27 protein-coding genes are annotated in these 25,761 nt (G+C 65.7%); 11 read left to right on the top strand and 16 right to left on the bottom strand.

The window, feature by feature from the left end; genetic code table 11:
• Positions 1 to 9: 9 nt before the first annotated feature.
• The 6 genes from BSY238_RS09605 to BSY238_RS09580 form a co-directional block, all read right to left on the bottom strand.
• Entirely contained in the window at positions 10 to 1,338 is a 1,329-nt protein-coding gene (locus BSY238_RS09605) for a hemolysin family protein (RefSeq protein WP_069038940.1), read from the bottom strand.
• 216 nt (positions 1,339 to 1,554) lie between these two features.
• Positions 1,555 to 1,893: a P-II family nitrogen regulator gene (locus BSY238_RS09600; protein WP_069038939.1), complete on the bottom strand. Its 339-nt coding sequence runs from the start codon at positions 1,891 to 1,893 to the stop codon at positions 1,555 to 1,557.
• 16 nt (positions 1,894 to 1,909) lie between these two features.
• On the bottom strand, positions 1,910 to 5,011 hold the full coding sequence (locus tag BSY238_RS09595) for an efflux RND transporter permease subunit (RefSeq protein WP_069038938.1): 3,102 nt from the start codon (positions 5,009 to 5,011) through the stop codon (positions 1,910 to 1,912).
• A gap of 48 nt (positions 5,012 to 5,059) precedes the next feature.
• Positions 5,060 to 6,214, bottom strand: a complete 1,155-nt coding sequence (locus tag BSY238_RS09590) for an efflux RND transporter periplasmic adaptor subunit (protein ID WP_069038937.1) — start codon at positions 6,212 to 6,214, stop codon at positions 5,060 to 5,062.
• Positions 6,215 to 6,269: 55 nt separating this feature from the next.
• Complete coding sequence (locus BSY238_RS09585; RefSeq protein WP_069038936.1) at positions 6,270 to 7,493, bottom strand: TolC family protein; 1,224 nt, start codon at positions 7,491 to 7,493, stop codon at positions 6,270 to 6,272.
• Between the two features lie 120 nt (positions 7,494 to 7,613).
• Entirely contained in the window at positions 7,614 to 7,949 is a 336-nt protein-coding gene (locus BSY238_RS09580; protein ID WP_069038935.1) for a hypothetical protein, read from the bottom strand.
• 158 nt (positions 7,950 to 8,107) lie between these two features.
• On the opposite strand from BSY238_RS09580, the gene BSY238_RS09575 reads away from it, so the two are divergent.
• The 4 genes from BSY238_RS09575 to lipA are packed head-to-tail and all read left to right on the top strand — an operon-like array spanning position 8,108 to position 11,120.
• Positions 8,108 to 9,253 (top strand): D-alanyl-D-alanine carboxypeptidase family protein, encoded by a 1,146-nt coding sequence (locus tag BSY238_RS09575; protein WP_069038934.1) that lies wholly within the window; start codon positions 8,108 to 8,110, stop codon positions 9,251 to 9,253.
• Positions 9,254 to 9,262: 9 nt separating this feature from the next.
• Entirely contained in the window at positions 9,263 to 9,523 is a 261-nt protein-coding gene (locus tag BSY238_RS09570) for a YbeD family protein (protein WP_069038933.1), read from the top strand.
• Positions 9,520 to 10,161 carry a lipoyl(octanoyl) transferase LipB gene (lipB, locus tag BSY238_RS09565; RefSeq protein ID WP_069038932.1) on the top strand — a complete coding sequence of 214 codons (642 nt, stop codon included), beginning with the start codon at positions 9,520 to 9,522 and terminating at the stop codon, positions 10,159 to 10,161. Before BSY238_RS09570 ends, lipB begins: the two co-directional genes overlap by 4 nt.
• Positions 10,158 to 11,120: a lipoyl synthase gene (lipA, locus tag BSY238_RS09560; protein WP_069038931.1), complete on the top strand. Its 963-nt coding sequence runs from the start codon at positions 10,158 to 10,160 to the stop codon at positions 11,118 to 11,120. The genes lipB and lipA overlap by 4 nt, the downstream gene beginning before the upstream one ends.
• 254 nt (positions 11,121 to 11,374) lie before the next feature.
• On the opposite strand, the gene BSY238_RS09555 is transcribed toward lipA, so the two are convergent.
• The 4 genes from BSY238_RS09555 to BSY238_RS09540 all read right to left on the bottom strand — a co-directional run bounded on the left by BSY238_RS09555 (position 11,375) and on the right by BSY238_RS09540 (position 14,981).
• A complete protein-coding gene (locus BSY238_RS09555) occupies positions 11,375 to 12,493 on the bottom strand; it encodes a glutaredoxin family protein (protein WP_069038930.1) in 1,119 nt (372 codons plus the stop codon).
• Positions 12,494 to 12,538: 45 nt separating this feature from the next.
• Positions 12,539 to 13,087: a rhodanese-like domain-containing protein gene (locus tag BSY238_RS09550; protein ID WP_069038929.1), complete on the bottom strand. Its 549-nt coding sequence runs from the start codon at positions 13,085 to 13,087 to the stop codon at positions 12,539 to 12,541.
• A gap of 159 nt (positions 13,088 to 13,246) precedes the next feature.
• Positions 13,247 to 13,615 (bottom strand): hypothetical protein, encoded by a 369-nt coding sequence (locus BSY238_RS09545; RefSeq protein ID WP_069038928.1) that lies wholly within the window; start codon positions 13,613 to 13,615, stop codon positions 13,247 to 13,249.
• Positions 13,616 to 13,625: 10 nt separating this feature from the next.
• Positions 13,626 to 14,981, bottom strand: a complete 1,356-nt coding sequence (locus BSY238_RS09540) for an NAD(P)/FAD-dependent oxidoreductase (RefSeq protein ID WP_069038927.1) — start codon at positions 14,979 to 14,981, stop codon at positions 13,626 to 13,628.
• Between the two features lie 356 nt (positions 14,982 to 15,337).
• Between BSY238_RS09540 and BSY238_RS09535 the strand changes: the two genes are divergently transcribed.
• The 4 genes from BSY238_RS09535 to BSY238_RS09520 all read left to right on the top strand — a co-directional run bounded on the left by BSY238_RS09535 (position 15,338) and on the right by BSY238_RS09520 (position 18,187).
• Complete coding sequence (locus BSY238_RS09535) at positions 15,338 to 16,681, top strand: sigma-54 interaction domain-containing protein (protein WP_069038926.1); 1,344 nt, start codon at positions 15,338 to 15,340, stop codon at positions 16,679 to 16,681.
• A gap of 235 nt (positions 16,682 to 16,916) precedes the next feature.
• Positions 16,917 to 17,540 (top strand): ubiquinol-cytochrome c reductase iron-sulfur subunit, encoded by a 624-nt coding sequence (gene petA, locus BSY238_RS09530; RefSeq protein WP_223300081.1) that lies wholly within the window; start codon positions 16,917 to 16,919, stop codon positions 17,538 to 17,540.
• Positions 17,541 to 17,628: 88 nt separating this feature from the next.
• Entirely contained in the window at positions 17,629 to 17,904 is a 276-nt protein-coding gene (locus BSY238_RS09525; protein WP_069038925.1) for a BrnT family toxin, read from the top strand.
• Positions 17,882 to 18,187: a BrnA antitoxin family protein gene (locus tag BSY238_RS09520; RefSeq protein WP_069038924.1), complete on the top strand. Its 306-nt coding sequence runs from the start codon at positions 17,882 to 17,884 to the stop codon at positions 18,185 to 18,187. The genes BSY238_RS09525 and BSY238_RS09520 overlap by 23 nt, the downstream gene beginning before the upstream one ends.
• Positions 18,188 to 18,258: 71 nt before the next feature.
• Here BSY238_RS09520 and BSY238_RS09515 read toward each other — a convergent pair whose 3' ends face one another.
• From BSY238_RS09515 to BSY238_RS09495, 5 genes are all read right to left on the bottom strand, one after another.
• A complete protein-coding gene (locus BSY238_RS09515) occupies positions 18,259 to 18,621 on the bottom strand; it encodes a hypothetical protein (protein ID WP_069038923.1) in 363 nt (120 codons plus the stop codon).
• Positions 18,618 to 19,418 carry an HNH endonuclease gene (locus tag BSY238_RS09510; protein WP_069038922.1) on the bottom strand — a complete coding sequence of 267 codons (801 nt, stop codon included), beginning with the start codon at positions 19,416 to 19,418 and terminating at the stop codon, positions 18,618 to 18,620. The genes BSY238_RS09515 and BSY238_RS09510 overlap by 4 nt, the downstream gene beginning before the upstream one ends.
• Before the next feature lie 172 nt (positions 19,419 to 19,590).
• Positions 19,591 to 19,779, bottom strand: a complete 189-nt coding sequence (locus BSY238_RS09505; RefSeq protein WP_069038921.1) for an addiction module protein — start codon at positions 19,777 to 19,779, stop codon at positions 19,591 to 19,593.
• 171 nt (positions 19,780 to 19,950) lie between these two features.
• Positions 19,951 to 20,367, bottom strand: coding sequence for a hypothetical protein (locus tag BSY238_RS09500; protein WP_069038920.1), 417 nt, complete (start codon positions 20,365 to 20,367; stop codon positions 19,951 to 19,953).
• A 39-nt stretch (positions 20,368 to 20,406) separates the two neighbouring features.
• Complete coding sequence (locus BSY238_RS09495; protein ID WP_069038919.1) at positions 20,407 to 21,087, bottom strand: MBL fold metallo-hydrolase; 681 nt, start codon at positions 21,085 to 21,087, stop codon at positions 20,407 to 20,409.
• 407 nt (positions 21,088 to 21,494) lie between these two features.
• On the opposite strand from BSY238_RS09495, the gene BSY238_RS09490 reads away from it, so the two are divergent.
• Positions 21,495 to 22,388, top strand: a complete 894-nt coding sequence (locus tag BSY238_RS09490) for an alpha/beta hydrolase (RefSeq protein ID WP_223300080.1) — start codon at positions 21,495 to 21,497, stop codon at positions 22,386 to 22,388.
• 94 nt (positions 22,389 to 22,482) lie between these two features.
• Complete coding sequence (locus tag BSY238_RS09485) at positions 22,483 to 23,481, top strand: cytochrome-c peroxidase (protein WP_069038918.1); 999 nt, start codon at positions 22,483 to 22,485, stop codon at positions 23,479 to 23,481.
• Positions 23,482 to 23,889: 408 nt separating this feature from the next.
• On the opposite strand, the gene BSY238_RS09480 is transcribed toward BSY238_RS09485, so the two are convergent.
• Positions 23,890 to 24,723: a DNA ligase gene (locus BSY238_RS09480; protein WP_069040589.1), complete on the bottom strand. Its 834-nt coding sequence runs from the start codon at positions 24,721 to 24,723 to the stop codon at positions 23,890 to 23,892.
• Between the two features lie 210 nt (positions 24,724 to 24,933).
• On the opposite strand from BSY238_RS09480, the gene BSY238_RS09475 reads away from it, so the two are divergent.
• The gene (locus BSY238_RS09475; protein WP_069038917.1) at positions 24,934 to 25,761 is read left to right on the top strand and encodes a DNRLRE domain-containing protein; all 828 of its coding nucleotides are present in this window, start codon (positions 24,934 to 24,936) and stop codon (positions 25,759 to 25,761) included.

The raw sequence follows: 25,761 nt of genomic DNA, 5'->3' as shown, positions 1-25,761 counted from the left end.
TCGGGCGTTCTAGCCTGCCTCGGGCGGCGCGTCCGACGGTTCGGCACGAATCTGCTGCACCAGCACCTTGTCGATGCGGTTTCGATCCATGTCCATCACCTCGATCCGCAGACCCGGCATCTCGAAATAGTCGGCCGGCACGGGAATGCGGCCCAGCACGTGCAGCACGAAACCGCCCACGGTATGGAAGCCGCCGCTTTCCTCGCCCGGCAGTTCCTCTTCCAGGCCGACGACCGACTTGAGCTTGCTGACCGACGTGCTGCCATCGACCAGCCACGAACCGTCTTCACGCTGCACGATTTCCTGCGCCTCGTTGATGTCCTCGACCGAAATATCGCCGACGATGGCGGCCAGCACGTCATTCACCGTCACCAGGCCCTGCAGGTCGCCGTACTCGTCGACCAGCAGCGCAAGATGCTTGCGCGTGCGGCGGAAGTTTTCCAGCAACTGCGCGGTGCTGACCGTGTCGGGCACATACAGCGGCGGCGTCAGCAGGGCCTCGATGCTGGCGCGGTCTATCGTGATGCCGGCGAGCGAGCGCTTCAGCAGGCTGCCGGTCTGCAGCACGCCGAGCACGTGCTCGATGCCGTCGCGGCACACCAGCACACGGCTGTAAGGACTGTCGGCGATGCGCGCGCGAATCTCCTCTTCCGGGTCATCGAGATCGACCGCGAAAATGTCCTTGCGCGGCGTCATGATGGCGCCGACGCGCTGCTCGTCCAGCCGCAGCACGTTGGACACGATCTGCTGCTCGCTCTGGTGGAACACGCCGGCTTCGGCGCCCTGACCCATCAGTACATTGATCTCCTCGTCGGTGATCGGCGGCTCTTCGGTGCGCCGCGCTCCGACCAGGCGCAGGAGGGTGTTGCTCGACACCGACAGCACGACCACGAGCGGTCGGGCGATCAGCGCCAGCAGCACCATCGGCCGGGAGATGAGCGAGGCGATGCTTTCCGGTGCAAGCAGCGCCAACCGCTTGGGCACCAGTTCGCCGACCACCACCGAACAATAGGTAATGCCGACCACGACGATGGACAGCGCGATGGTGCGCGCATAGGGCTCGATCAACGGGAAGCCGGCCAGCCACGCGGCCAGCGGATCGGCCAGTGCCGTTTCGCCCATGGCCCCGCTCAGAATGCCGATCGAGGTGATGCCGACCTGGATGGTGGAAAAGAAATTCGACGGATCTTCATGCAGGCGGACTGCCGCCTGGGCGCCGCGGTTGCCGTCGTCGGCGAGGCCGATCAGTCGTGCCTTGCGCGACGAGACGATGGCGATTTCCGACATGGCGAAAACGCCGTTCAACAGGATCAGGGCGAAGAGAAGTGCGATGTCCATGGATCAGGCTACCCGCGCAAGCCGCCCGGACCGGACATGTATCGGGTGTCCAGCACAGGCCGGCGAACTTTCGATGTGGATGGATCCCGCTGCTTCAGGGACGCGGGTCGCGCGCTCCGTTCCGTTTCGTTCCCGCACCCGTGCGGACCGTGATTCATACCCGTCGGGAGGTCGGCCGCGCGCCGGCCGCTCTTCGCGACGGAAGCCTGCTCTCATTCAGCCTTGCGGTGAGCCCACCGTCGTCTTGTTGATGAACACCGCGCGATCGACCGACACCACCCAAACCAGCCCGTCACCGGTCTGGCCGGTGCAGGCGACGCTGACGATGCGGCGCACGATTTCATCGACCAGCTCTTCCTGCGCGATGATTTCGATGCGCACCTTGGCCGAGTAGTCGGTCAGTTCGTCCTTGATGCTGTGCGGAATGTGGTCGCTGGGCGAACCACAGCCTTCGACCTTGCTGATCGTCATGCCCTGGAAGCCGGGCATTTCGCGCAGCACCGTTCGAAGCCGGGCCAGCTTGTTCGGGCGGATGACAGCTCTGATTTCCTTCATCTGAATGCTCCTTGAATCAAGCCTCGTAGGGCTTGTCGTCAAACCAGGTATAGAGGGCGGGCACCACGACGAGGGTCAGCAGCGTGCAGGTGATCAGACCGCCGATCACCACGATGGCGAGCGGCCGCTGCACTTCCGAACCCGGTCCGGTAGCGAACAGGAAGGGCACCAGGCCCAGCATCGCCACGGTTGCGGTCATCATCACCGGCCGGAAGCGCATCTTTGCGCCATGCACGACCGCCTGCATCAACTCCATGCCTTCGTTGCGCAGGTTGCGGATGTAGGACACCAGTACCACGCCATTGAGCACCGCGATACCCCACAGCGCGATGAAGCCGACCGACGCGGGCACCGACAGGTATTCGCCGCTGATGAACAGCCCGATCACGCCACCGATCGACGCGAACGGCAGCACCGTGATGATCAGCGTGGCGAACCTGACCGACCCGAACAGCAGGAACAGCAGGAAGAAGATCGCTGCCACGGTGATCGGCACGATGATCGACAGGTGACCCAGCGCGCGTTCCATGTTCTGGAACTGGCCTCCCCACTCGAAGTAGTAACCCTCGGGCAGTTCGACCTCGGCGCCGACCTTCTGTTGCAGCTCGGCCACGAAACCGCCGAGGTCGCGATCGGCCACATTGATGCCGATCACGATGCGCCGCTTGCCGGTTTCGCGCGAAATCTGCGCCGGGCCGTCACGCACGTCGATGCTCGCCAGGCTGGACAGCGGCAGCTGGGCGCCGTCAGGCGTGGTGATCAGCATGTTGCTGATGGCTTCGATGTTGTCGCGGAAGCGCTCAGGCAGACGCACCACTGCGGCAAAGCGCCGCTCGCCCTCGAACACGTCGGTCACGTGACGACCGCCGATGGCCGCTTCGATCAGGTCGTTGATGTCCGCCACATTGAGGCCATGGCGGGCGATCGTGCGGCGGTCGATCTCGATCGTGAGGTACTGCTGGCCGGTCACCCGCTCGATCTTGATTTCCGACGCGCCCGGAACGGTGCGCGCCACGCGCGCGATTTCGGCGCCCTTGTCACGCAGCGTGTCGAGGTCGTAACCGAAAATCTTCACCGCCACGTCGGCCCGCACGCCGGTCACCATTTCATCGACGCGGTCGGAAATCGGCTGCGCCATGATGATGTTGACGCCGGGCAGCGCAGTCAGCTTTTCGCGCATCGCGTCCTGGATGGTTTCCTGCGTCCAGCCGTCCGGCCATTCGTCGCGCGCCTTCAGTGACACGATGGGCGTCGACTCGTTCTGCGACTGCGGGTCGGCCGGCGACTCGCCGCGACCAACGCCGGACACCGCCGACTTCACGCCCGGCACTTCCATGACCAGCCGCATCGCCTCGCGCTCCATCTTCAGCGACTCTTCGAGCGAAATATTGGGCACGCGGTCCATCGCCGGCACGACCGATCCTTCCTTCATTTCCGGAATGAAGGCGGTACCGAGGAAGGGCAGCATCGCGATGGCGCCGACGAAGGCCAGCACCGCGAGCGACACCGTCTTCCTGCTGTTGGCCACCGCCCACGTGAGCATCGGGATGTAGGGCTTCTTCAGCATCCTGATCAGCCAGGTGTCGTGATCGGCACCGCCCTTGAGCAGGTAGCTCGACAGCACCGGCGTCAGCGTCAGCGACAGCACCAGCGACACGAACAGCGCGATGGCAATCGTGTAGGCGAGTGGCGCGAACATCTTGCCTTCCATGCCCTGCAGCGTCATCAGCGGCAGGAACACCAGAATGATGATGCCGATGCCGAAGATGACCGGTGTGGCCACCTCCATCACCGCGGACAGGATGACGCGGATGCGGCTTTCGCCCTCTTCCTTGGCATGGCCGAGCCGCTCGAAGGCGTTTTCGACCACCACGACCGAGCCATCCACCATCAGTCCGATCGCGATCGCGAGACCCCCGAGCGACATCAGGTTGGCCGACAGCCCGACCTGATTCATCACGATGAAGGTGACCAGCGGCGTGATCACCAAGGTGGCGATCACGATGATCGACGACCGCAGGTCGCCCAGGAACAGGTAGAGCACGATGACGACGAAGATGACGCCTTCGATCAGCACCTTGATGACGGTGGCGAGCGCGGCGTCGACCAGCTCGGATCGATCGTAATAGGGCTCGATCTTCAGACCGCCGGGCAGCATGTTCTTGTCGTTGATCTCGGCCACCTTCTTCTTGATGTCCGACACCACGGCCTTGGCGTTGCCGCCGGCCATCATCATGACGATGCCGCCGACCGCCTCGGTCGTGCCGTTCTTGACCAGCGCACCCACGCGCACCGCATGGCCGAAGGCGACCTCGGCCACGTCGCGGATGTAGACCGGCGTGCCGCCGACCTCCTTCACGACGATGAGGCGGATGTCTTCCAGGTTCTGCACCAGGCCGACGCCGCGGATCAGGTACTGCTCGGCGTTCTGCGGCAGGATGCCGCCGCCGGCGTTGGCGTTGTTGCGGCCCAGCGCCTCATACACATCCTTCACCGTCAGGCCGTAATGGCGCAGCCGGTCAGGATTGACCAGCACCTTGTACTGCTTCTGGTAGCCGCCCTGCGAATTGATTTCCGCGACACCGGTGGTCGAGCGCAGCAGCGGCCGCACCACCCAGTCCTGAATGGTGCGCCGCTCGGTCAGTTCGGCCTGCGTCAGTTCGCGGTCACCGTCATCGGGCCTGACCAGCGTGTACTGATACACCTCGCCCAGACCGGTGGACACCGGGCCGAGCACCGGCACGACGCCCGCCGGCATGCGGTCGCGGACTTCGAGCAGGCGTTCCATCACCAGCTGGCGCGCGAAGTACAGATCGGTCTTGTCGGTGAACACCAGCGTGATCAGCGACAGGCCGGGCTTGTTCAGCGAGCGCATTTCGACCAGACCGGGCAGGCCGGTCATGCCGATTTCGACCGGCACGGTGATGAAGCGCTCGACCTCCTCCGGCGAGCGCCCGGGCGCGTCGGTGGCGATCTGCACCTGAACGTTGGTGACGTCGGGGAAGGCATCCACCGACAGCTTGCGCGCGGCGTCCAGACCGAAGGCCAGCAGACACAGCGCAACCACGACGATCACGAGGCGCTGTTTGAGCGCCCCGCGTACAAGTCCTTCAATCATGTTTCATCCAATCCGGTAGCGAGTGGGGACAAGGCGAAGAAGACGGCATCAATCCGTTTCCTTGCGCTTGCGCTCGTTGTTCAGATGGAAGGCGCCATCGACCACGATGCGCTGCCCTTCGGTCAGTCCGGACATCACCGGCCGCACCTCGCCGATCGCCTGGCCCAGCTTGACCGGCGTCATGCGGTACTGGCCGGGCGCCACTTCGACGAACACCTGGTCGCTGTCGCTTTCGCGGACGACCGCCTTGCCCGGCACGGCGAGCCGTTTGGTCGGACGGGTTTCGATCAGCACGGTGGCCAGCATGGCGGGCTTGAGCGAACGGTCGGCATTGTCGAGCTCGCTGCGCACGGTGACGGTGCGGGTGACCGGATCGACGATGTCGGCGATGTAGATCAGTTTGGCGGTGAGCTGCTGGCCGAGCGACGGAATTTCGACCTGGATGTTCTGGCCCGCCTGCACCTGGCCGGCCTGCTGCTCCGGCACTTCGGCTTCGACCCACACGCGCGACAGGTCTGCGATGGAAAACAGCACTTCGCTGGGCTGCACCACCTGACCCTGGGTGACCTTGCGCTCGACCACGGTGCCCGCCATGGTCGCGACCACCGGCGATACCGAATTGATGGCACCGGTTTCGGTCAGCTTGTCGAGCGCCCGCTGGCTGACGCCGAGCACGCGCAGCTGGTCGGCCGCGGCGCGCTGTTCGGACAGCGAAATGGCCAGTTCGCTCTCGCGCCGCTGCAGCTCGGCGCTGCCGATCACGTCGGCGTCGAGCAACTGGCGGGCGCGCTCGACGCTGCGCTGGTTCAACTGCGCCTGCGCGCGTGCCTTCATGTAGGAAAGCTGGGCAGCGCCCAGTTCGGTGCTGTTGAGCACCGCCAGCGTCTGACCGACCTTCACCTGCTGGCCCAGCATGGCCTGCAGTTCGCTGATGCGGCCGGTGACGGTGGCGCCGATGCGGGTGATGCGCTGTTCGTCGAAATCGACCTGGCCGGCCACACGCAGCATGTCGGACAGTTCAACGCTGGTCACTTCACCCAGCTGGATGATGCGGGTCAGGTTTTCACCGGCCGACACCAGATTGGGGTCGGCCGGTGCAGCCGCCTTGGTCGGTTCGGCCTTGTCGGCTTCGCCGCAGCCGGCGAATATCAGGGAGGCGCCAAGCAGGCTGGCGTAGAGCAGCGGACGGGTGATTGAAGTCATGTTCGGTCCAGGATCTTGATGATTGGAATGGGTAGCGGAGCGGGCAGGCGGCGCGTCAGCGCACGGCGCTGAGCCGCTCGATCTCGACCACGGCGGCGCTCAGGTCATAGCGCGCGCTGATCAGTTCGTTGCGTACCGCGCGGAACACGCGCTGTGCGTCGAGAAAATCAAGGATGCCGCGCTCGCCGAACCGGTACGCGGCTTCGGCCACCTTCAGCGCCGCTTCGGCTTCGCGCACGATGCCGGTTTCGAGTGCGCTGACCTGGTTGCGCGACAGTTCGAACTGGCGGTAGGCGGCATCGAGCTGCTGCTGCAGCTGGAACAGCCTGTTTTCAAGCTGCAGGCGGGTGCGCTCGACCTGCGCACCGGCCTGCGCGATCTGGCCCTGACGGCGGTCGAAGATCGGGATGGTCACGGCGACACCGATGCGGTTGGCCTCATATTCCGGATCGCGGTCGCGCGCCAGCTTGAGCGACACGTCAGGCATGCGGCGCAGCCTTTCCAGTTCGCGCTGTTCGGTGAAGCGATCGATTTCTGCCTTCAGACGGAAGATTTCCGGGTTGCGCGCCAGCATGTCGTCGCGCAGCTGACCCAGTGGCGGCAGCTCGAAATCGCGCTCGAGGTCGCCCTGCAGTTCGAACTCTTCCGGCAACTGACCGGCGACCAGCGCGCGCAGCCGGGTCTTGGCCTGCACGATGCGCAGCACGGCAGCGTCGGCGTTCTTCTGCGCGGTCAGCAGTTCGGTGTCGGCGCGGATCAGTTCATAACGCGGCGCCTCGCCGGTATTGACGCGCACTTCGACCCGGTTGCGGATCGAGCGCGCCAGTTCCAGATCTTCCTGCGCGGCGCGCAGCTCGTCCTGGTAACGGATGACCAGGTAGTAGTTCTGCTTCAACTGCGCCAGCAGGTCGATTTCGAACGACTGCACGCCGGACTGCGCCGACACCACGCCGGCCTCGGCCACGCGCAGCCGGGCATCGCGTTGCGACGGGTAATCGAAGCGCTGAGACAGGCCTATCGTGCCGAGCGATCCGGGCGCGAGATTGGGACCGCGCGAGTTCCGGTCGCCGCCCATCACCTCCAGCTCCGGGTTGGGGTAGGCGCGCGCGGTGAGGGTGTCGGCGCGACTGACGTCGACATCGGCCCGCGCGGCGCCCAGCGAAGGATTCGATTCCAGCGCCAGGGCCTTCAGTTGTTCCAGCGTGTAAGGCTCGGCGGCGTGAGCCACCTGCACGCAAAGGCCAAGGACGGCCAGCAAGGCAATTGCTTTTGTTTTCATGTATCTGCGTAGTGATTTCGATGGACAGGACCGGCTGCGTGCACGTCCGGCCACGCAGCCATGAAACGGTCAGGAGCACCGGGCTGAACCCGGCGCGTGGCATCCCCGGAGGACGCCCGATCAGGCGAGCCGGGGTGGCCGCAACAGAACCTGCGCGGGTTCGGGCTGCTGCAGAGCGAACACTTCGCTATCCAGCGCAGGACGCGCAGAGAAGGACCGGCCGGGGATGATGTGGGCCGCGACCGGATCGGTCGGGTCACCCGCGATGCTGAGAAAATGGCTCAGTGCGCTGTGCGCATCGAGCGGCACAGCCAGCGACGCTTCGACGCCGGTGCATGTTTCGCACCCGAACGGTGCATCGAAACTGTCGTCAACGGCGGTGTCCGCACTCGTCCAGAGGGACGACAGCGCGATCAACATCAAACCGATGAACAGCAGTGTACGTGCGAGAACCATAGAGGCCTCCGAGTCGTGGCGTCGGTCAAAAGTTCCTTACCTTGGTGCGCCGCGGATTTTGCAGTGCACCACGATACAGCATCAAGCACCATCCATGCCGGCCACCTGGCCAGCTTTGCTAAACTATGCCAGCTGTTCTTCCACACCGGTAAACCTACATGCTGAAGTTGTTGCGCTGCACCGCATTTGTCCTTCCCGTCCTGAGCCTGCTGATGCCGTCTCCCGTCCTTGCAGACCTGATTCCGCCGCCGCAGCCGAATGCAAAATCCTGGCTGCTGGTCGACCATGAATCGGGCACCGTCATGGCCGAATCGCGACCGGATGAACAGGTCGATCCGGCTTCGCTGACCAAGCTGATGACGGCCTATCTGACTTTCAAGGCCCTCAAGACCGGCCAGCTCAAACCCGATCAGACCGTGCCGGTCAGCGTGAAGGCCTGGAAGACCGGCGGCTCGAAAATGTTCATCGCGCCGGATCGCCCGGTCACCGTGGAAGAACTGCTCAAGGGCATGATCATCCAGTCCGGCAATGACGCCTGTGTTGCACTGGCCGAAGTCATCGCCGGTTCGGAGGAAGCGTTCGCGCAGATGATGACGCGCGAGGCGCAGCGCCTCGGCATGACCGGCACACAGTATCGCAACGCCAACGGCCTGACGGAAGCCGGACATTTCACGACCGCGCGCGACCTGTCGCTGCTGGCGCGCGCGCTGATCCGTGACTTTCCGGAGTACTACGGGCTGTATTCGACGCTCGACTACACCTACAACAACATCAAGCAGGGCAACCGCAACCGGCTGCTGACGATAGACCCCAGTGTGGATGGGCTGAAGACCGGTTTCACCGATGCCGCCGGCTGGTGCCTGGTGTCGTCGGCCAGGCGCGACGGCCGTCGCGTGGTGTCAGTGCTGCTGGGCGCGCCGAACGAGAACGGCCGCATCGAATCGTCGCGCGCACTGCTGAACTACGGCTTCAACGCCTACGAAAACGCGAAGCTCGCGTCCGCAGGCGAGGCGCTCGGCCAACCCGCGGTATACAAAGGTGCAGCGGCGCAGGTGACGGTCGGCCCGGCCAGCGACGTGGTGCTGACGCTGCCGCGCGGTCAGGCCGCCAAGGCCACGCGCGACATCGTGCTGACCACGCCGGTGATCGCGCCAATCGCCGTCGGCCAGCAACTGGGCACGATGAAGCTGCTGCTCGACGGCCAGCCGGTCGGCGAAGTGGCGCTGGTGGCGCAGACGGCGGTCGAGGAAGGCGGTTTCTTCCGCCGCATCTGGGACACGATACGACTGTGGTTCGGCTGGTGACACGCTGACATGACTGACAGCCTGCTCGAATTTCCGACCGACTTTCCGCTGAAGATCATGGGCGAGCGCCATGACGACTTCGCGCAGGAAATGGTCAATGTGGTACTGCGCCATGCGCCCGACTTCGTGCCCGCCAGCCTGGAAATGCGGCCGTCGTCGGGCGGGCGCTACATCAGCCTGACCGCGACCATCAACGCCACCTCGCGCGAACAGCTCGATGCGCTGTATCGCGAACTGAGCAGCCACCCGATGGTGAAAGTCGTGCTGTGACCGCACAGGTCGTGCCGCTCGGATTGGCCGGCTACAGCGAGGTATTCGACGCGATGAAGGCGTACAACGCGCGCGCCGCAGCGGAACATCTGCCTGACCAGTTCTGGCAGGTCGAGCACCCGCCGGTGTTCACGCTCGGGCTGGCCGGCAAGCGCGAACACCTGCTGCGCGACATCGGCGTGCCGGTGGTCGAATCCGACCGCGGCGGCCAGATCACCTATCACGGCCCCGGCCAGGTGGTGATCTACACGCTGCTCGACCTGAAGCGTGCCGGCCTCGGCGTGCGCGAACTGGTGAACCGCATCGAGCAGGCGGTCATCGACCTGCTGGCCGGCCACGGCGTCGACGCCCGGCGGCGCGCCGGTGCGCCCGGCGTCTATGTCGGCCCGGCCGGTGACGACGCCAAGATCGCCGCGCTCGGCCTGCGCGTGAAGCACGGCCACACCTATCACGGCGTGTCGCTCAACGTCGTTATGGATCTTTCACCGTTTGCCGCGATCAACCCGTGCGGCTACAGTGGATTGCGCGTGACACAGACGCGCGACCTCGGCATCGATCTCCCACCGGAGGCGATCTGCCGGCAACTGACCGACGCGCTACAGCGCGCCCTCTATCCGACAGGCACGACACCGCCATGACCGACACCACCTACGACCCGACCCACAAGCAGAAGGGCTCGCTGAAGACCGCCCGCATCCCGATCAAGGTGGTGCCGGCGGAAACGCTGCGCAAGCCGGACTGGATCCGCGTGCGCGCCGCGCGCCCGGACAGCCGCTTCGGCGAAATCAAGCAGATCCTGCGCGAACACGACCTGCACACGGTGTGCGAAGAGGCGAGCTGTCCGAACATCGGCGAGTGCTTCGGCAAGGGCACGGCCACCTTCATGATCATGGGCGACAAGTGCACGCGCCGCTGCCCATTCTGCGACGTCGGCCACGGCCGGCCCGATCCGCTGGATGTCGACGAGCCGGAAAAGCTGGCGAAAACCATTGCCGCACTGAAGCTCAACTACGTGGTGATCACCAGCGTGGACCGCGACGACCTGCGCGACGGCGGCGCGCAGCACTTCGTGGACTGCATCCGCGCGGTGCGCACCCAATCGCCGCGCACGACGATCGAGGTGCTGGTGCCCGACTTCCGCGGCCGGCTCGATGTCGCGCTGGGCATCCTGAACGCCGCGCCGCCGGACGTGATGAACCACAACCTGGAATCGGTGCCGCGGCTGTACGCCCAGGTGCGGCCGGGCTCGGACTATGCGCATTCGCTGCGCCTGCTGAAGGAATTCCGCGCGCTGCACCCGGAGGTGCCGACCAAGAGCGGCCTGATGCTCGGGCTGGGCGAAACCGACGACGAAATCCTGCAGGTGATGCGCGACCTGCGTGCGCACGACGTGCAGATGCTCACCCTGGGCCAGTACCTGCAACCGTCCGGCGGCCACCTGCCGGTGCTGCGCTACGTGCATCCGGACGGCTTCGCAATGTTCGAGCGCGAAGCGAACGCCATGGGCTTCACCCACGCCGCCTGCGGCCCGATGGTGCGTTCCAGCTACCACGCCGACCAGCAGGCGCACGCCGCAGGTGTGGATATCGGCCGCTGACGCCTCCGCCGGCGCTTGTGCTGTGGGAGCCTGCTGTGGGAGCCTGCTGTGGGAGCCTGCTGTGGGAGCCTGCTGTGGGAGCCTGCTGTGGGAGCGGCGGCCTCGCCGCGATAGTGCAGCGACCATCGTTGTGCAGAGCGCGTATCGCGGCGAGGCCGCCGCTCCCACAAAACCGCCGCCGCTCCCACAAAACCGCCGCCGCTCCCACAGGGGCCGCTCCCACAACGCATCGCCGCTCCCGCAGAAGTTGCTGATCAGACGAGCCAGTCGGGGCGCAGCAGCATCACCACACCGAGTGCCAGCATCACCAGACCGCTGACCAGCTTGAGCAGGCGGCCGCCGCGCTCGGTGAGCTTGCCGCTGCCCAATGCGGCAACAGCGGTACCGACCATGAGCGCGTCGTCGGCGATGTAGCCGGCGATGTACAGCGCCAGATAGCCGTAGTGCGCCGATGGGCTCAGCGCATGCTGGGCCAGCACCGAGGTGTAGAGCGCCGGCAGGCCTGCCGTGCACAGCAGCTCGATCAGGTTCACCAGCACGGCGAGCGCGGCCACCGACATCAACGACACCGGCAATGACGGTGCCTGCACGACGCGACGCATGCGCGCGTACAGGCCGGGCTTGGCCGACTCGGGGATGGACAGCGAGAAGCCGCGGCCGAAGGCGAAGAAATCCTTCACATTGATCGCACCGATGAGCAGCGCCAGCAAGGCCAGTACGCCGCGCACCAGCGGCGTCAATCCAACCGCCAGAAACAGGTTGAGCCAGGCCGCCATGAAGGCGAAGTACACCGCACCGCTGACCAGCACGAAGACGCCTGCGATCAGCGCCATCCGCCGACGATCCTGCAGGCGCACCAGCAGCGACAGCAGGAACAGCAGCACCCACATCGCGCAAGGGTTGAAGCCGTCCAGAAGGCCGAGCGCGAGCGTGAATGCCGGCAGGCCCAGCCGCGCCACATCAAGTTCGCCGATCAGCGGCAGGTGCGGTGAGGCGGACGCCGGGGGCCGGCCGGTGTCGGCGATGAAGGCGAGCAGCGCCGGCCCGCCCTCGAAGCCGCTGATCACCCGCCCGCCCAGCACGAAGGTGGGCACGCCGGGCGGCCAGATGCCGGCCTGCTGCGACAGCGCGATCAGTTCATCGCGCGCCGCCTGATCGGCGATCACGTCGTGATAGACGATGTGCAGTCCGGGCCGCCCGGACTGTTCGCCATCGAGAAAGCGCTTTGCCTCGGCGCAGTGCGGACAACCGCGCTGCACATAGACATGCAGGGTACTGTCGGCGTCGCTGGCGCGGACGGCCGTCGTGGACACGGCCAGCAGCACGTACAGCAGCAGATGCAGCAGGGATGTTCCGGCGCGGGCGAAGCTCATCGGACGAGAGGCCGTCTGAAGGGTCGCCCGATTATCGCGCTGTTGTTAGGGCCGGTCGCTGCGGTACATCTTGTCCGGATTCATCTTCATGCTCCACGGCAGGCCGGAGTTCTGCCAGCCGTTCTGCAGGCGGAAGCCCTTCTGCGGACCGTCCTTGATCTGCGCGCCCTGGAAGCCGTGTTCGACGAAACGCGCATTCGGAAAGCCATTGGCGCGCAGAAAGGCTGCGCTCGGTTCGCCGCGTTCGCTGCCGGATCGGCACAGGGTGATGACTTCGGCATCGATGCCCAGCCCGCGCTTGTCCAGTTCGGCCTTGATCTGCGCCGCGAAGTCGGGATTCTGGAAGGTTTTGAACACGCCCTTTTCGGCATTCCACTTCGTGCGGTCGACGATCAGGTAGGGAATGTTCACGTGCACCGCGTCGGTGAAGCCGACGAACATGATTTCGACCGGATCGCGCACATCGACCAGCAGCACCTTGCTGTCGGCCTTCTGCACGGCGGCGTGCGCGTCGGCCGCGGAAATCGCGATGTCGACGGCGGATGCGGTGAGACTTGCCAGCGACAGCGCGGCAGCGAGGAACAGTCTTTTCATGATGTGTCTTCTCCAGGGGTCAGTGCGGGTTCATGGTTTCATCGTGCGCCATTCGCGCGTGCCTGCCAGTGACTGCGATCACCGACGGAACTCGCGGGGGTGTTCTGCGCAGGGCCCGGAGACGCTTGCATACCGAGCCGCGCGGACCTGCAGCCGCCTTCATGCGTGTGCGTCTGGCGTGTGTGTGTCATGGCGCGGGCCGGACACCGCGGTCAGCAGCGGCCAGACGAATGCGAACACCAGAACGCCGACTGCCACCGACAGGCCGATCAGATTGACCCAGTCGACCCAGTAGCCCATTTCGCCGATCGAGGATCGGGTCAGCAACGGCACCAGCCAGAGCCCCAGCGCAGCAAAGGTCGCACCGATCACCAGCGATGCCGGGAGCGCTTCGCGCCAGTGGGCGTGTCGGCGGAGCAGCGCCGCCGACATGAGCGCGATCCAGACCGCCGCCGCGCCCCCTATCCAGGGCAGGGCGGTCAGCGCCAGTTCGAACACGATATTCAGGCCCAGCCATATCTCGTACATGTCGTTCTCCTCACACCCTGCCCTTGGCCACCGCCATGTAGGCGGGCTTGAGCAGGCGGTATTTCATCAACCAGGCAAAGTAGCTGTCCTGCAGCGGTTCGATCATGGGCAGTGAAGGTACCAGCCGGCCTTCGTAGTCGAATTCGACCAGCAGCGCCGAGCCTTCGCGCAGCAGCAACGGGCAGGAGGTGTAGCCGTCGAAGCGCTGCGACGGCTCACCGCCGGCGATCACGTCGATCAGGTTGCGCGCGACGATGGGTGCGCTCTTCTTGATCGTCGCCGCCGTCTTGCCGCGCGGCGTGCCATTAATGTCGCCCAGCCCGAACACATTCGGATAGCGGCGGTGGCGCAGCGTTTCCTTGTCCACTTCCAGCCAGCCGCCCGCTGCGAACGGACCGTCCTGCCAGGCGAGCGGACTGTTCTTCACCGCGTCCGGTGCGCGCATCGGCGGCACCACGTGGATGAAGTCGTAGCCCAGTTCGTTGCGCTCGCCCTCCGGCGTCAGGAAGGTGGCGCGGCGGGTGCCGATGTCGATCGCCACCAGCTTGCTGTTGAAGGTGACCGGCACGTCCAGGTCCGCCCAGCGGCGCAGCACGTCGTCATTCACCGGCTTGACGCTGAATATGTTGTCCAGCGCGGAGTGGAAGCTCACTTTCGACGACGCGCGCGTGCCCGCTTCGCGCAGGCGGTCCGCCAGCATGAAGGTCATCTTCAGTGGCGCGCCGGCGCACTTGAGCGGCGTCGCCGGAAGCGTCATCAGCGCCTCGCCACCCTGTCGGCGGAAGGCATCCATCGCCAGCCAGGTCGCCTGCGCCGCCTGCGGACCCGGATAGACGCTGGTCAGGCCGTTGGCCCCGATCGCCGACACATCCATGCCGTCGATCTGCGCGTAATCCAGATGCAGGCCGGTCGCCACCACAAGATAGTCATAGCGGATGCGCTGGCCGCCTTCGGTGATCAGGGTGCTGGCGTCGGGGTCGAACCCGGCCGCCATGTCCTTCACCCATTCGACGCGGCCGGGCAGCAGGTCGGCGTTGCGGTCGCTCACCTTGTCCACCGGCCAGATGCCGGTCGCCACCAGCGTGTAGCCCGGCTGGTAGTTGTGGATTTCCTTGCGGTCGACAATCGTGATCTTCGCGCCGTCGAGTTCGCGCGAAAGGCGATTGGCGATCGCCACGCCGCCCAGCCCGCTGCCGGCGATGACGATGTGCGCCGAGGTTTTCACCCCCGCCCGCGCCGTGCGCGGTGTTGCAGCGCCAAGTGCCGCAGCGCCCAGCGGCAGTGCCGAGGCGCGCAGCATGAAGCGGCGCCGGCCGATGTCCGGCAGCGCAGTTGGTACAGCGACCTCCGGTTTACCGTATTTCATGAATGTCTCCTCCCGGCTTTTCGCCTTGTCGGAATGGCTCACGCAAAGGCCTGCAGACGCGGCCATGAGAGCGCGTCGCCGATCAAGCAGGCCAGAGCCGAAAAACCTGCTCGCCGCAGCATTCCGTGCGAGCGGACGCCGACGCCCGGAGAGACATCCGGGTTTCGGGTCCGCCAGACTCAAGGCGCACGGCTTGGCCGTATCCATGACATATCAAGTCTCGTGCCAGCACGATGACAAAGATCAAAAATCCATATGGATGAGTGATTTGTCGAACTACCCTATCGGTAGACCTTGACCCTGGAACTGACAGCGACACAGACTGACAGCCCGATCACGTCAGAACTGTCAGTGCCATGTCAGACGAACTGCGTCCGCTGCCCGAACTGGTGTCCTTCATCGAACTGGCGCCCGAGCCGCACATCCTGTTCGACCGCGACTACCGCGTGATCGCCGCCAACAAGGCTTACCGCGCGCAGTACGGCGGCGGTCGCAGCGTGGTCGGGCGCACCTGCTACGACGTGTCGCACCACTACAGCGTGCCGTGCGACCGCGCCGGCGAGGCCTGCCCGCTGGCGCGCAGCCTGGAATCGGAACAGCGCGAGCGCGTGCTGCATCTGCACCAGACGCCGCGCGGCGAGGAGTACGTGAACATCGAACTCACACCGGTGCGCAACGGCAGCGGCGACATCGCGTGGTTCATCGAAAAGATGGAGCCGCTGAAGGTGGCGCGCGGCGTGTCCGAACGCAGTGGCCTGATCGGCCGCGCGCCCGCCTTCCAGCGCATGCTCGAACTGGTCGCGCGGGTGGCGCCTTCGGACGCCAGCGTGCTGCTGCAGGGCGAATCCGGCAGCGGCAAGGAACTGGTGGCGCAGGCGGTGCACGACGCCAGCCGGCGCGCCGACCGCCCCTTCGTTGCGGTGGACTGTTCCGGCCTGCAGGACACCCTGTTCGAAAGCGAGCTGTTCGGCCACGAAAAAGGCGCCTTCACCGGCGCCATCGCACGCAAGGCAGGTCTGATCGAGGCGGCCAGCGGCGGCACGCTGTTCCTCGACGAGCTGGGCGACATTCCGCTGACCATGCAGGTGAAGCTGCTGCGCCTGCTGGAAACCGGCACCTATCGCCGCGTCGGCTCCACCGAACTGATGCGCGCCGACGTCCGCCTGGTGTCGGCCACGCACCGGCCGCTGAAGCAGATGATTGCCGAAGGCCGCTTCCGGCAGGACCTCTACTACCGGTTGAACGCCTTCCCGATCGTCGTGCCGCCGCTGCGCGAACGGCGCGAAGACCTGCCGCTGCTGGTCGAGTCGCTGCTGGCACGCGTCGCACCCAACCGTCGGCTGACCGTGGCGCCGGCGGCCATGCGCGCGCTGCAGGCCTATGCCTTCCCGGGCAATGTGCGCGAGCTGCGCAATGTGCTGGAACGCGCCAGCCTGCTGTGCGACGGCGAAGAGATCGGCACGCAGCATCTCGATGAGGAAATCTGCATCGGCTGCGCAGGCCCTGCCCGCCGTGACGCGACAGACGGTCTGCCGGTGGAGGGCGAGGGCGCGGTCGATCTGGAAGAGGCGCAGCGTCAGATGCTCGCGCGCGTGGTGCGCAACCACACCGGCAGCCGCCACGACCTCGCCCGCAAGCTCGGCATCAGCGAACGCACGCTGTACCGCCGGCTGCGCGCGCTGGGCATCGCGCAGGACTGAAACCGGCGCTGCGAGCGGTGCGACTGCGCCATCGCTGGCAGGCAGCCCTGACTGCGCTGGCAGCGCGGCAGTTCCGGCTGGCACATGCATCGACCGCAAACGGCGCGCTGCGGTGAAAGTGCCGAGTGGCACGCGGATTGCGAATGTCCAGTGACAGAAACCGGCAACCGGGGGCAGGCAGTGACCCGGGTCGCCGGCTTCGTCCTTTTCCGCATGCTTCACCGGAGCCCGTGCCATGACCCACACGACCGAACTGCCCGCCCTCCTTCCGCACGCGATGTGCGCCGACCGCCGCCGCCTGCTGATCGCCACCACCGGCGTCGGCGCAATTGCCGTCGCGGCGACCGCCGTCCCCTTCCTGTCCAGCTTCGCGCCGTCCGATCGGGCGCGTGCCGCCGGCGCGCCGGTCGAAGCCGACGTGAGCAAGCTGGCGCCGGGCAGCATGATGACCGTCGAATGGCGCGGCAAGCCGGTCTGGGTGCTGCACCGGACGCCCGAAATGCTGGCCGCGCTCGAGCGGCACGAAGCACGTCTGGCCGACGCCACATCGGCCGAAGCACAGCAGCCCGGCTATGCCGCCAATCGCGAGCGCGCGCGCCGCGCCGACTATCTGGTGGTGATCGGCATCTGCACCCACCTCGGCTGCTCGCCGACCGAAAAGATCGACACCGGCAGCAGTTCCGGTCTGGGCGACGACTGGCCGGGCGGCTTCCTGTGCCCCTGCCACGGCTCGACCTTCGACCTCGCAGGACGCGTGTTCCGCAACCAGCCAGCGCCCACCAATCTCGAAGTGCCACCGCATGCGTGGCTGTCGGATACGCGGCTGCTGATCGGGGACGACGGCGCGACCGCGGCCTGAAGCCGGGAACCTAAGTCGATCGCGGCAGTGGTCGCGAGGCGGGCGAAGGCCCAGTGGACAATCCGATTTTTGTGGATACAATAAATCGGTGCGACTGACCTACGACCCTGCCAAAAGTGAGCGTAATGATCAAGAGCGCGGCATGCCATTCGCGCTTGCCCAACAGTTCGACTGGAGCGTCGCCCTCATCGTCGAGGACACTCGGCAAGCTTACCCGGAGCGGCGTTTTCAGGCGCTGGGCTTCATCGATGAGCACTTGTGCATGCTGGTATTCACACCACGCGAGGGCGCACTGCACGTGATCAGCCTGCGCCGGGCCAACAAACGCGAAAGGACTCGTTATGAAGCGCAAACCCAACCCTGAATGCCTGGACGCCGATGCACCCGAGGCCACCGAGGAATGGTTCGCGAAAGCGCGGCCCGCGAAAAGCGTGCTGCCCGAGTTGATGGGCGAAGACGTGGCTGAAGAAATGCTGAAGCCCAAGCGAGGACGACCCGTAACGCTCCAGCCGAAGGCGCACGTCAACATTCGCCTGGATGCGGACATTCTTGAGGCATTCAAGGATGGCGGAGTGGGCTGGCAGACGCGTATCAACAGTGCGCTCCGCGATTGGCTGAAAACGCACCCCGGCGAGCGAAAGGACTGATGGAGCGCTGAGGATGAGATTGCGCAAGCGCTGAGCAGTCGTCCTCCCGCTCAGCGCTTGCGCGGATGACCTCACAAATCCCAATGAGGCGACAGCCGCTCATCCCATCGCGTCACCGACCTGAACCGCATCACGAGTTCAGCGACCGCTCCCCACGGCTCGCCAGCTAACTCGTCTGCCTGTGCAGGTCTCAGTTCGGAAAACTCATGCCAGACGTGGTCATCCTCGGTCGGCGTGCTCTTGCCTTCCTCCGGCTTCGCATACGCGGCCGGAATTCCGAGCTGTTCGGCGATGAAGAACTCACCACGGTCAAGGCTTGCCTTGACTGCCTCGATGTCGGCTGAAGTCGCGCATCCTTCGAGCAACAGGCTGCGCCACGATTTGTAGTTGCCTGCATCGCGGTAGAGGTAGTCGAAAATGCTGTACTCATTCATGCGAAACCTGCCCAGCGGTTGTCGAGAAATACCTCGCTGCGGTGCCTTCGAAGAAAGGCGGCCTCAGGCACAAAGCGATGCGGTAGCTCGATCGTGCGGCCTTCGAGCGGTTTGAAGACGGACTCGACGAAGGGCTCATCGGATCGGCGCAGCTTGTCCGACAGCAGGACTTTCCAGTCGTCGCTCAGCGAAATGAGCCCTTGGTCGAAAGCACGATCATGAATGGCGGAAAGACACAGCCCGTTGCCCGGATTGAGCCGGTTTGCCTTGTCCGCCTTCCACGGCACGATATGGCTTGCAATGAGCAGCCGCGGTTCGGAAACCCCGGACATGCAACATCGACCGCGATAACTGGCCAGCACAGCGCGGCGGAAGAAGTTCTGCTTGATGCGCTGTTCGGTCAGGACGCGGCGGGATTCGCCGGTGAAATCGTCCGGAATCTCGAAGCCCTGTAGCGCCTCCTCTTCCATCGGGTCGACCGCAGCATCCGCCACGAATTGCTTGCGCAGTCGCTCGCACTCAAGTGCCAGACTTTCCCAGTCAGCATGGAAATCCGCCCAGATCTCGCGGTCGAGCGCAGACGCGCCATCAAGGCCCTTTCGGCCCGTACTCGTGATCGCCGGATCAAGGCTGGCGAAGTTCACAAGCTTCATGGCCACGGCTGACGGCGTTCTGCCGATCTGGCTGGCCAACTGCATGACCTCGTTATTGCGCGAATGCAGCTTTCCGAATGGAAGCTGGCAATACAAATGAAAGGCAAGCTTCAGTTGATCTCTTGTCCAACGGCCTTCACGCATGACGATTTCAGGCAGTGCAACCGAAGCTGCTGCTGCCGGCTCCCCGGGGACTGATGACGTGGCAATGAGTGTAGCTAACGCGCCGGTCATCGGTACAACGAAGCGTTCAGATCGCCGCTCGCTACACTGTCTTCCGGGGCAGACGCCGTAAGCGGATACGCGCCACTACGTCCTAGCCGCGCACTTGTGCCGCTTCGCCGCTGGCGATGCGAGCCTCCCGACAATCGGCCTCTTTCGACCAGGCGGTCGCCCACTCGGGGTCTTTCTCCAGGCTCGAGTTGAGCCGGTCGATGAGCTTGACGCGTTCTGCTTCAGGGAGGCTCAGGACTTCGGCCTCGAGAACATCAATTGGAATGGTCATTTCACACCTCGCTTGCGGCAGGCACGCCACAGGTGGAAGACCGCGTGGATGGCGGCGAGTGCGTGAGGCTGGCTGTCGGACACGCAGATGCAGATCCGCGACGGCCGACGCCGAAGAGGACAAGGTATCAGTGCGGGCGGGCGACAGGCGCCCGCCCGCCCACCGCGAAAATCAGAACGCCACGACCTTGCGGTTCGGCTCCATCAGCGCACGACCCATGGCATCCGGCTTGGCCGGTGCGATGCCGTCCTTCAGCATGTCCGGCTTGTGGCCGGTGTTCGGCAGATAGATCGCGCACACCGACGCGGTGGCGCCCTTCTTCATGGCTGCATCCAGCAGTTGCGCGGGCGTGACGTCCTTGGGCTTGAGCGGCGTGCCGCCGGCGCCCTTCAGCGCGAGGTCGCCCGCCTTGTCGCACAGCAGGATGTCGACCTGTCCGCCCTGTTCCTGCATCTGGTTGGCCAGCACCAGGGCCATGCCCTGGGTCATGCCGCTTTCGGCACTGAGGATGACGGTGACGGCCTGCTTGTCGGCCAGTGCGACGGTCGACAGGGTGGCGAGTGCGAGAGTGGCGAGTGCTTTCTTCATGGGTAGGTCTCCGGGGTTGTGACTGGAAGGGGTGGGGCGTCAGCGCCGCTTCGCCGTCGGCGAAGGACGAGCGTGCCGCAGATGTGCGGCGCGTCTGGATGTCATGTCGGTGATGAAGGCGTCGCGACTGCCGGCGAGCAGCGGTGCGCTGCGCAGGCGCAGTTCGCCCAGCGTGGCCACGCGGCGGCCGCGCAGCGGATGGGCCGGAAACACCAGGGTCTGTTCCGGCAGCATGAAAAGGCGGCAGGTCAGGCTGTCGTACAGCAGGCCGGCATCGGCGTCATCGTCGCCATCGGCGCAACTGCCCAGATCGAAGGCATCGCCGCAGAACAGGCGATCACGCCACAGATAGCTCACGCAGTGCGCGGTGTGGCCGGGCGTGGCCAGCACGCGCAGCACCTCCTGGCCGAACACCAGCGTGCTGCCGTGCACCGCGCGCTCGACCTTCGCCGGGCAGGCGGCATTGATGCCAACACCGTCGGCGATCACCAGCATGGCGCCGGTCAGCTCGCTCAGCGCGCTGCAGTTCAGCGGCTGGCGGGCATGGACATGGGTGCGCAGCACGTGACTCAAGCGCAGGCGGCGCTCGGCCAGCAACGCAAGCAGCAGTTCGGTGCTGCGCGGCGGCGGATCGATGATGACGGCGTCCTGCGTGTCGCCATCGGCGAGCAGGTAGCCGATCTGTCCGGAATCGGGTTCTTCTATCGGATGGAAATACACGATGGGTTCGGCAGGGCGAGAAGGAGTGTGTGCACTGTCCTATCAAGTGCCGTGCCAGATGCGGCAGGAGGGGGAAAAGCCATTCAAATCAGTTGCATGAGCGCTGGGCGCGGCAAGCTGGCCGGGCGGACGCACTGACTTTGGCAGTGGTGCTGCCATCTTGGGCAGTCGTCTGGCAGCGCGGCAGGACGCATGCAGTCGGCGGGCGCAGCCCCAAGTCCATGAATGGATGCGTCTTTTGCGCAGCAAGAACGAGCCGTCGCGCACGGCACGCATCTTGATAGGGGAAACGTGCCCGGCGGCGGCAACGGTGCCGGGACGGATTCAGCGGACCGATCCTTGCGCGCAGTCCGCCGACATTTTCTCGATCGCTTGTCCAGCCCATGACCCAAGACCCTGTGTTTGCCTTGATCAGAGCCACCTGCCGGAATGGAATCGCGCCGGAGCCACCGACAGCGTCGCATGTCGCGAAGCGTGTCGACATCCACGCGTCGCCGTTCAGACGCTGGCTGCTGCGACGCTTCGCGGCGACCCGCGAGCCGCATGGGACCACGCCGGCGGACTGCGGACTGCCGGCGGTCACCGTATGGCTGACGGCCTGCGATGGCCGGCGCCTGCACGGCTGGTTCGTTCCGGCCGGCACCGGAGCGCGCGCACCGGCCGCACTGGTGATGCACGGCTGGGGCGCCAATGCGTCGATGATGCTGCCGCTCGCACGCCCGTTGCACGAGGCCGGCCATGCCGTGCTGCTGCTTGATGCACGCGGGCACGGCGACAGCGATGACATTGACTTCATGTCGCTGCCGCGCTTCGCCGACGATGTGGCCACCGGACTGGACTGGCTCGGCGCGCGCTGCGACGTCGATGCGGCGCGGCTGTCGCTGATCGGCCATTCGGTCGGCGCCGCCGCCGTGCTGCTGGAAGCCAGCCGCCGCCCGCGTGCGCAGGCGGTCATCAGCCTGTCCGCCTTCGCGCACCCGCAGGACATGATGCGGCGCTATCTCTCGGCGATGGGCATCCCGTGGCGACCGTTCGGTGCGCTGATCACGCGCCAGGTGCAGCGAGTGATCGGCGCGCGCTTCGACGACATCGCGCCGCTGGCCACATTGCCGAAAGTCCGCTGCCCGGTGCTGCTGGCGCACGGTCTGCGCGACAGCACCGTGCCGATCACCGAAGCGCACCGACTGGTGGCCGCGCGGCCCGGTACGCCGCTGATTGCCCTCGATGCCGAACATGACCTGAGCGCGGCACTGCCACAGGCGCGCGCTGCGCTGATGGCCTTTCTCGCCACATCAGCGTGACTGCGCTAACCGAAAGCATCGTTGACCTCGATCAGTCTGGACTGAGTCCAGATTGGCCACACTGTAGTCAGTCATTTACAGGGGAGTACCCAGCATGAAACGCATTCTTCTGGCCGCGGCGATCGCCGCGGTGTCGGGTTTGGCGGTCAGCCAGGCCTTCAGGGAGGAGCCCATCAAGCCCATCCGTCCGCCGCAGAACATCAATCTGGGCATGGTCGAACTGGGCAAGAAGCTCTACTTCGACCCGCGTCTGTCCAAGTCCGGCTTCATCTCCTGCAATTCCTGTCACAACCTGTCGATGGGCGGCACCGACAACATTCCGACCTCGATCGGCGACAAGTGGCAGCAAGGGCCGATCAATGCACCGACGGTGCTCAATTCGAGCCTGAACGTCGCGCAGTTCTGGGACGGCCGTGCGGCCGATCTGAAGGAACAGGCGGGCGGGCCGATCGCCAACCCGGGTGAAATGGCGTTCTCGCACACGCTGGCCATCAGCGTACTGGGCACCATTCCGGGCTATGTGCGCGAATTCCGCCAGGTGTTCGGCAAGGAGAAGATCGACATCGACCAGGTGACACTGGCGATCGCCGAATTCGAAAAGACGCTGGTGACGCCGAACTCGCGCTTCGACCAGTGGCTGCTCGGCCGGGACGACGCGCTCACCGCGCAGGAGCTTGCCGGCTACGAGCTGTTCAAGGACAGCGGCTGCATTGCCTGCCACAACGGTGAGGCGGTCGGTGGCGCGACGTTCCAGAAGATGGGGCTGGTCGAGCCGTACAAATCCACGAGTTCGGCCGAGGGGCGTTCGGCGGTGACCGGCCAGGACATCGACCGTTTCAACTTCAAGGTGCCGACGCTGCGCAACGTGGAACTGACCTACCCCTACTTCCACGACGGTGCGGCCAATACGCTGGCCGAATCGGTCACCATCATGGGCCGGCTGCAACTGGGCCGGAAATTCTCGCCGGACGAAAACGCGCGCATCGTCGCCTTTCTGAAGACGCTGACCGGTGACCAACCCAGCTTCACGCTGCCCATTCTGCCGCCATCCGCCGACAGCACGCCGCGTCCGACGCCGTTCTCGAAGAACTGAGCGCGGAGACACAGGCCCCCTGTGGAAGCGGGGGACCTGTGGGAGGCGCCACCAACGGCCACAGCGAAACCTCAGCGCAGGGATGTGGGAGCGACGGCCCCGTCGCGATCGGTTCAGTGACCATCGCAGCGCGAAGTGCGCATCGCGGCGAGGCCGCCGCTCCCACAAGGGCAGCACCCTCGGAGACCACAGCAAGCCCTCAAGCGCAGCGCCTCTGGGAGCGACGGCCCCGTCGCGATCGGTGCAACGACCATCGCAGCGCGAAGTGCGCATCGCGGCGGGGCCGCCGCACCCACAAGGGCGGAGCGGGGGTTTCGGCGAGCACTGCTCGCCGCCCGCGGAGCCGGTTGGCCATGCAGGGCCAACCGTGCATCGCCGCGCCCACAGCGGAAGCTCCCACAGGAAACGCTACGGCAGGTCGCGCACCCGAACGAACACCGGGAAGCGCGGCAGGCCGCGGGCGGTCAGTTCGCGATAGCGGTAGGTCACCTGTGTGCCGATGGCCGGCGGCGCGATGCGCGACGCGTCGCTGAAGCCGCTGCCGATGCGAAAACGCCGTCCTTCTGCATCCACCACCTCGAGCGCGCCGAGCCGGCCGCGGTGACGGCCCTTGCCCGGCACGTGGCCGGTCACGGCTGCTTCGGCATCGAAAAAGGGCGTGAGCTTGAGCAGGGCATCGCTGCGCCCGGCCGTCCACAGCGCGTCGGCCCGATGCAGCATCAGTCCTTCGCCGCCACCGGCGACCACCTCAGCGAAGCGTGATGCCAGTTCGGCCCGGTCGGCCACACGTTGTTGCGGCACGGCCTGCAGCCAGGGCAGACCCGCGTCGGCGACGATGTGCTTCAGGCGCGCGAGGCGCTGGCTGAAGTCGCCCGGCGCACCAGGCAGGTCGAACAGCAGGTAGCGCACCGGCTGCCAGTCGACATCGTCCGGCACATCGCGCCGCACTACACCGGACAGCACATCGAAGCGGCCACGGGCGATCCACAGTTCGCCATCCAGCGGCACCGCAGGCAGCGACGCGGTGAACCAGGCCGGCGCCGCGATCGGCCGCCCGCTGCGAAAGCGCAGCACCCGCCCGTCCCACACCGCGCGCACCCCGTCCAGCTTTTCGCTGACCCAGTAGGCGGCCGGATCGATGCCGTCGTGATGGCGCTGCGCGTGCATCAGTGCCGGCGGCGCAGCCTGTGAGGCCTGCATCGACAGCACCGCGCACAGCGCGACGCACAGCCATGCGCGCAATCGGAGCATAGGGGCGATGTATCGGGGAGCGGGATGCACAGCTTAACCCCGACATGCGGATGGCATCAACTTTAGCGGTCGGAGATGTTCGCAGGTGACATTGCATCTGACGGCGCAGTGGCTGCGTAGACGTCGCGAGCCTGACCGTGTCGCCGACACGGGTCCGGTTCCCGCATGACGCAGTCACCCCACAACACTCCGGAGGTTCAGATGAAAGCTTCAATCCTGTTTGCACCGGCTGTCCTGGCAGCCGCCCTGTCGTTCGGCCACGCCGCGAACGCCGCCGTCAATGTCACGCTGCAGCCGGACGAAGCGTCCAGCGAAGACGTGTTCATCTACGAATTCGGCATCGACGGTGTATTCGGTATTCCGGCACCGCGCCGCACCAATCTCGACACGACCACGCTGTCGGCGCTGAACCCGCCGGCCGCCGTGCCCTTCGGCAACTTCCTCGGCACCGCGGACACCGACCCGCGTTTCGGCGAAGGCGGCGTCGAGCGGGCGCACGACACCAAAACCCTGATCCGCTTCGACCTCGGGCTGCTTAACCTGACGTCGGCCGGCGTCGGCAGTGCGACGATCAACCTGTATGGCGTGCCGTCGCTGTCGCCGTTCGAAAGCCCGAGCGCCGAGCATCCAGCGACCACCGAAATGTTCCAGGTGCTCGAAGCGTGGAACGAAAGCAGCGTGACCTGGGAAACGGCGCCGATGACCGCCATGACGGCCAGTTCGAGCACGGTGCAGAACAGCGTGAATACCTGGGTCAGTTTCGATGCCACGGCGCTGGTACGCAGCTGGCTCGACAATCCGTCGTCGAACTACGGTGTGCTGCTGGCGCAGCGCGACGTGGTGGAATTCGACGTTGACGGCAACAGCCGCTACGTCGGCGCGCTGTATGCGTCGTCGGCGTCGGCCGATGCCTCGATGCGCCCCTTCCTGCAGATCAGTGCGGTGCCGGAGCCGTCGTCGGTGCTGATGATGGGCGCCGGTCTGGGTCTGCTGCTGATGGTGGCGCGTCGCCGTCGCAACAGGGCCTGA

The sequence above is a fragment of the Methyloversatilis sp. RAC08 genome (assembly GCF_001713355.1).
Taxonomy (GTDB): Bacteria; Pseudomonadota; Gammaproteobacteria; order Burkholderiales; family Rhodocyclaceae; genus Methyloversatilis.
This window is presented reverse-complemented; position numbering and strand designations above follow the sequence as displayed.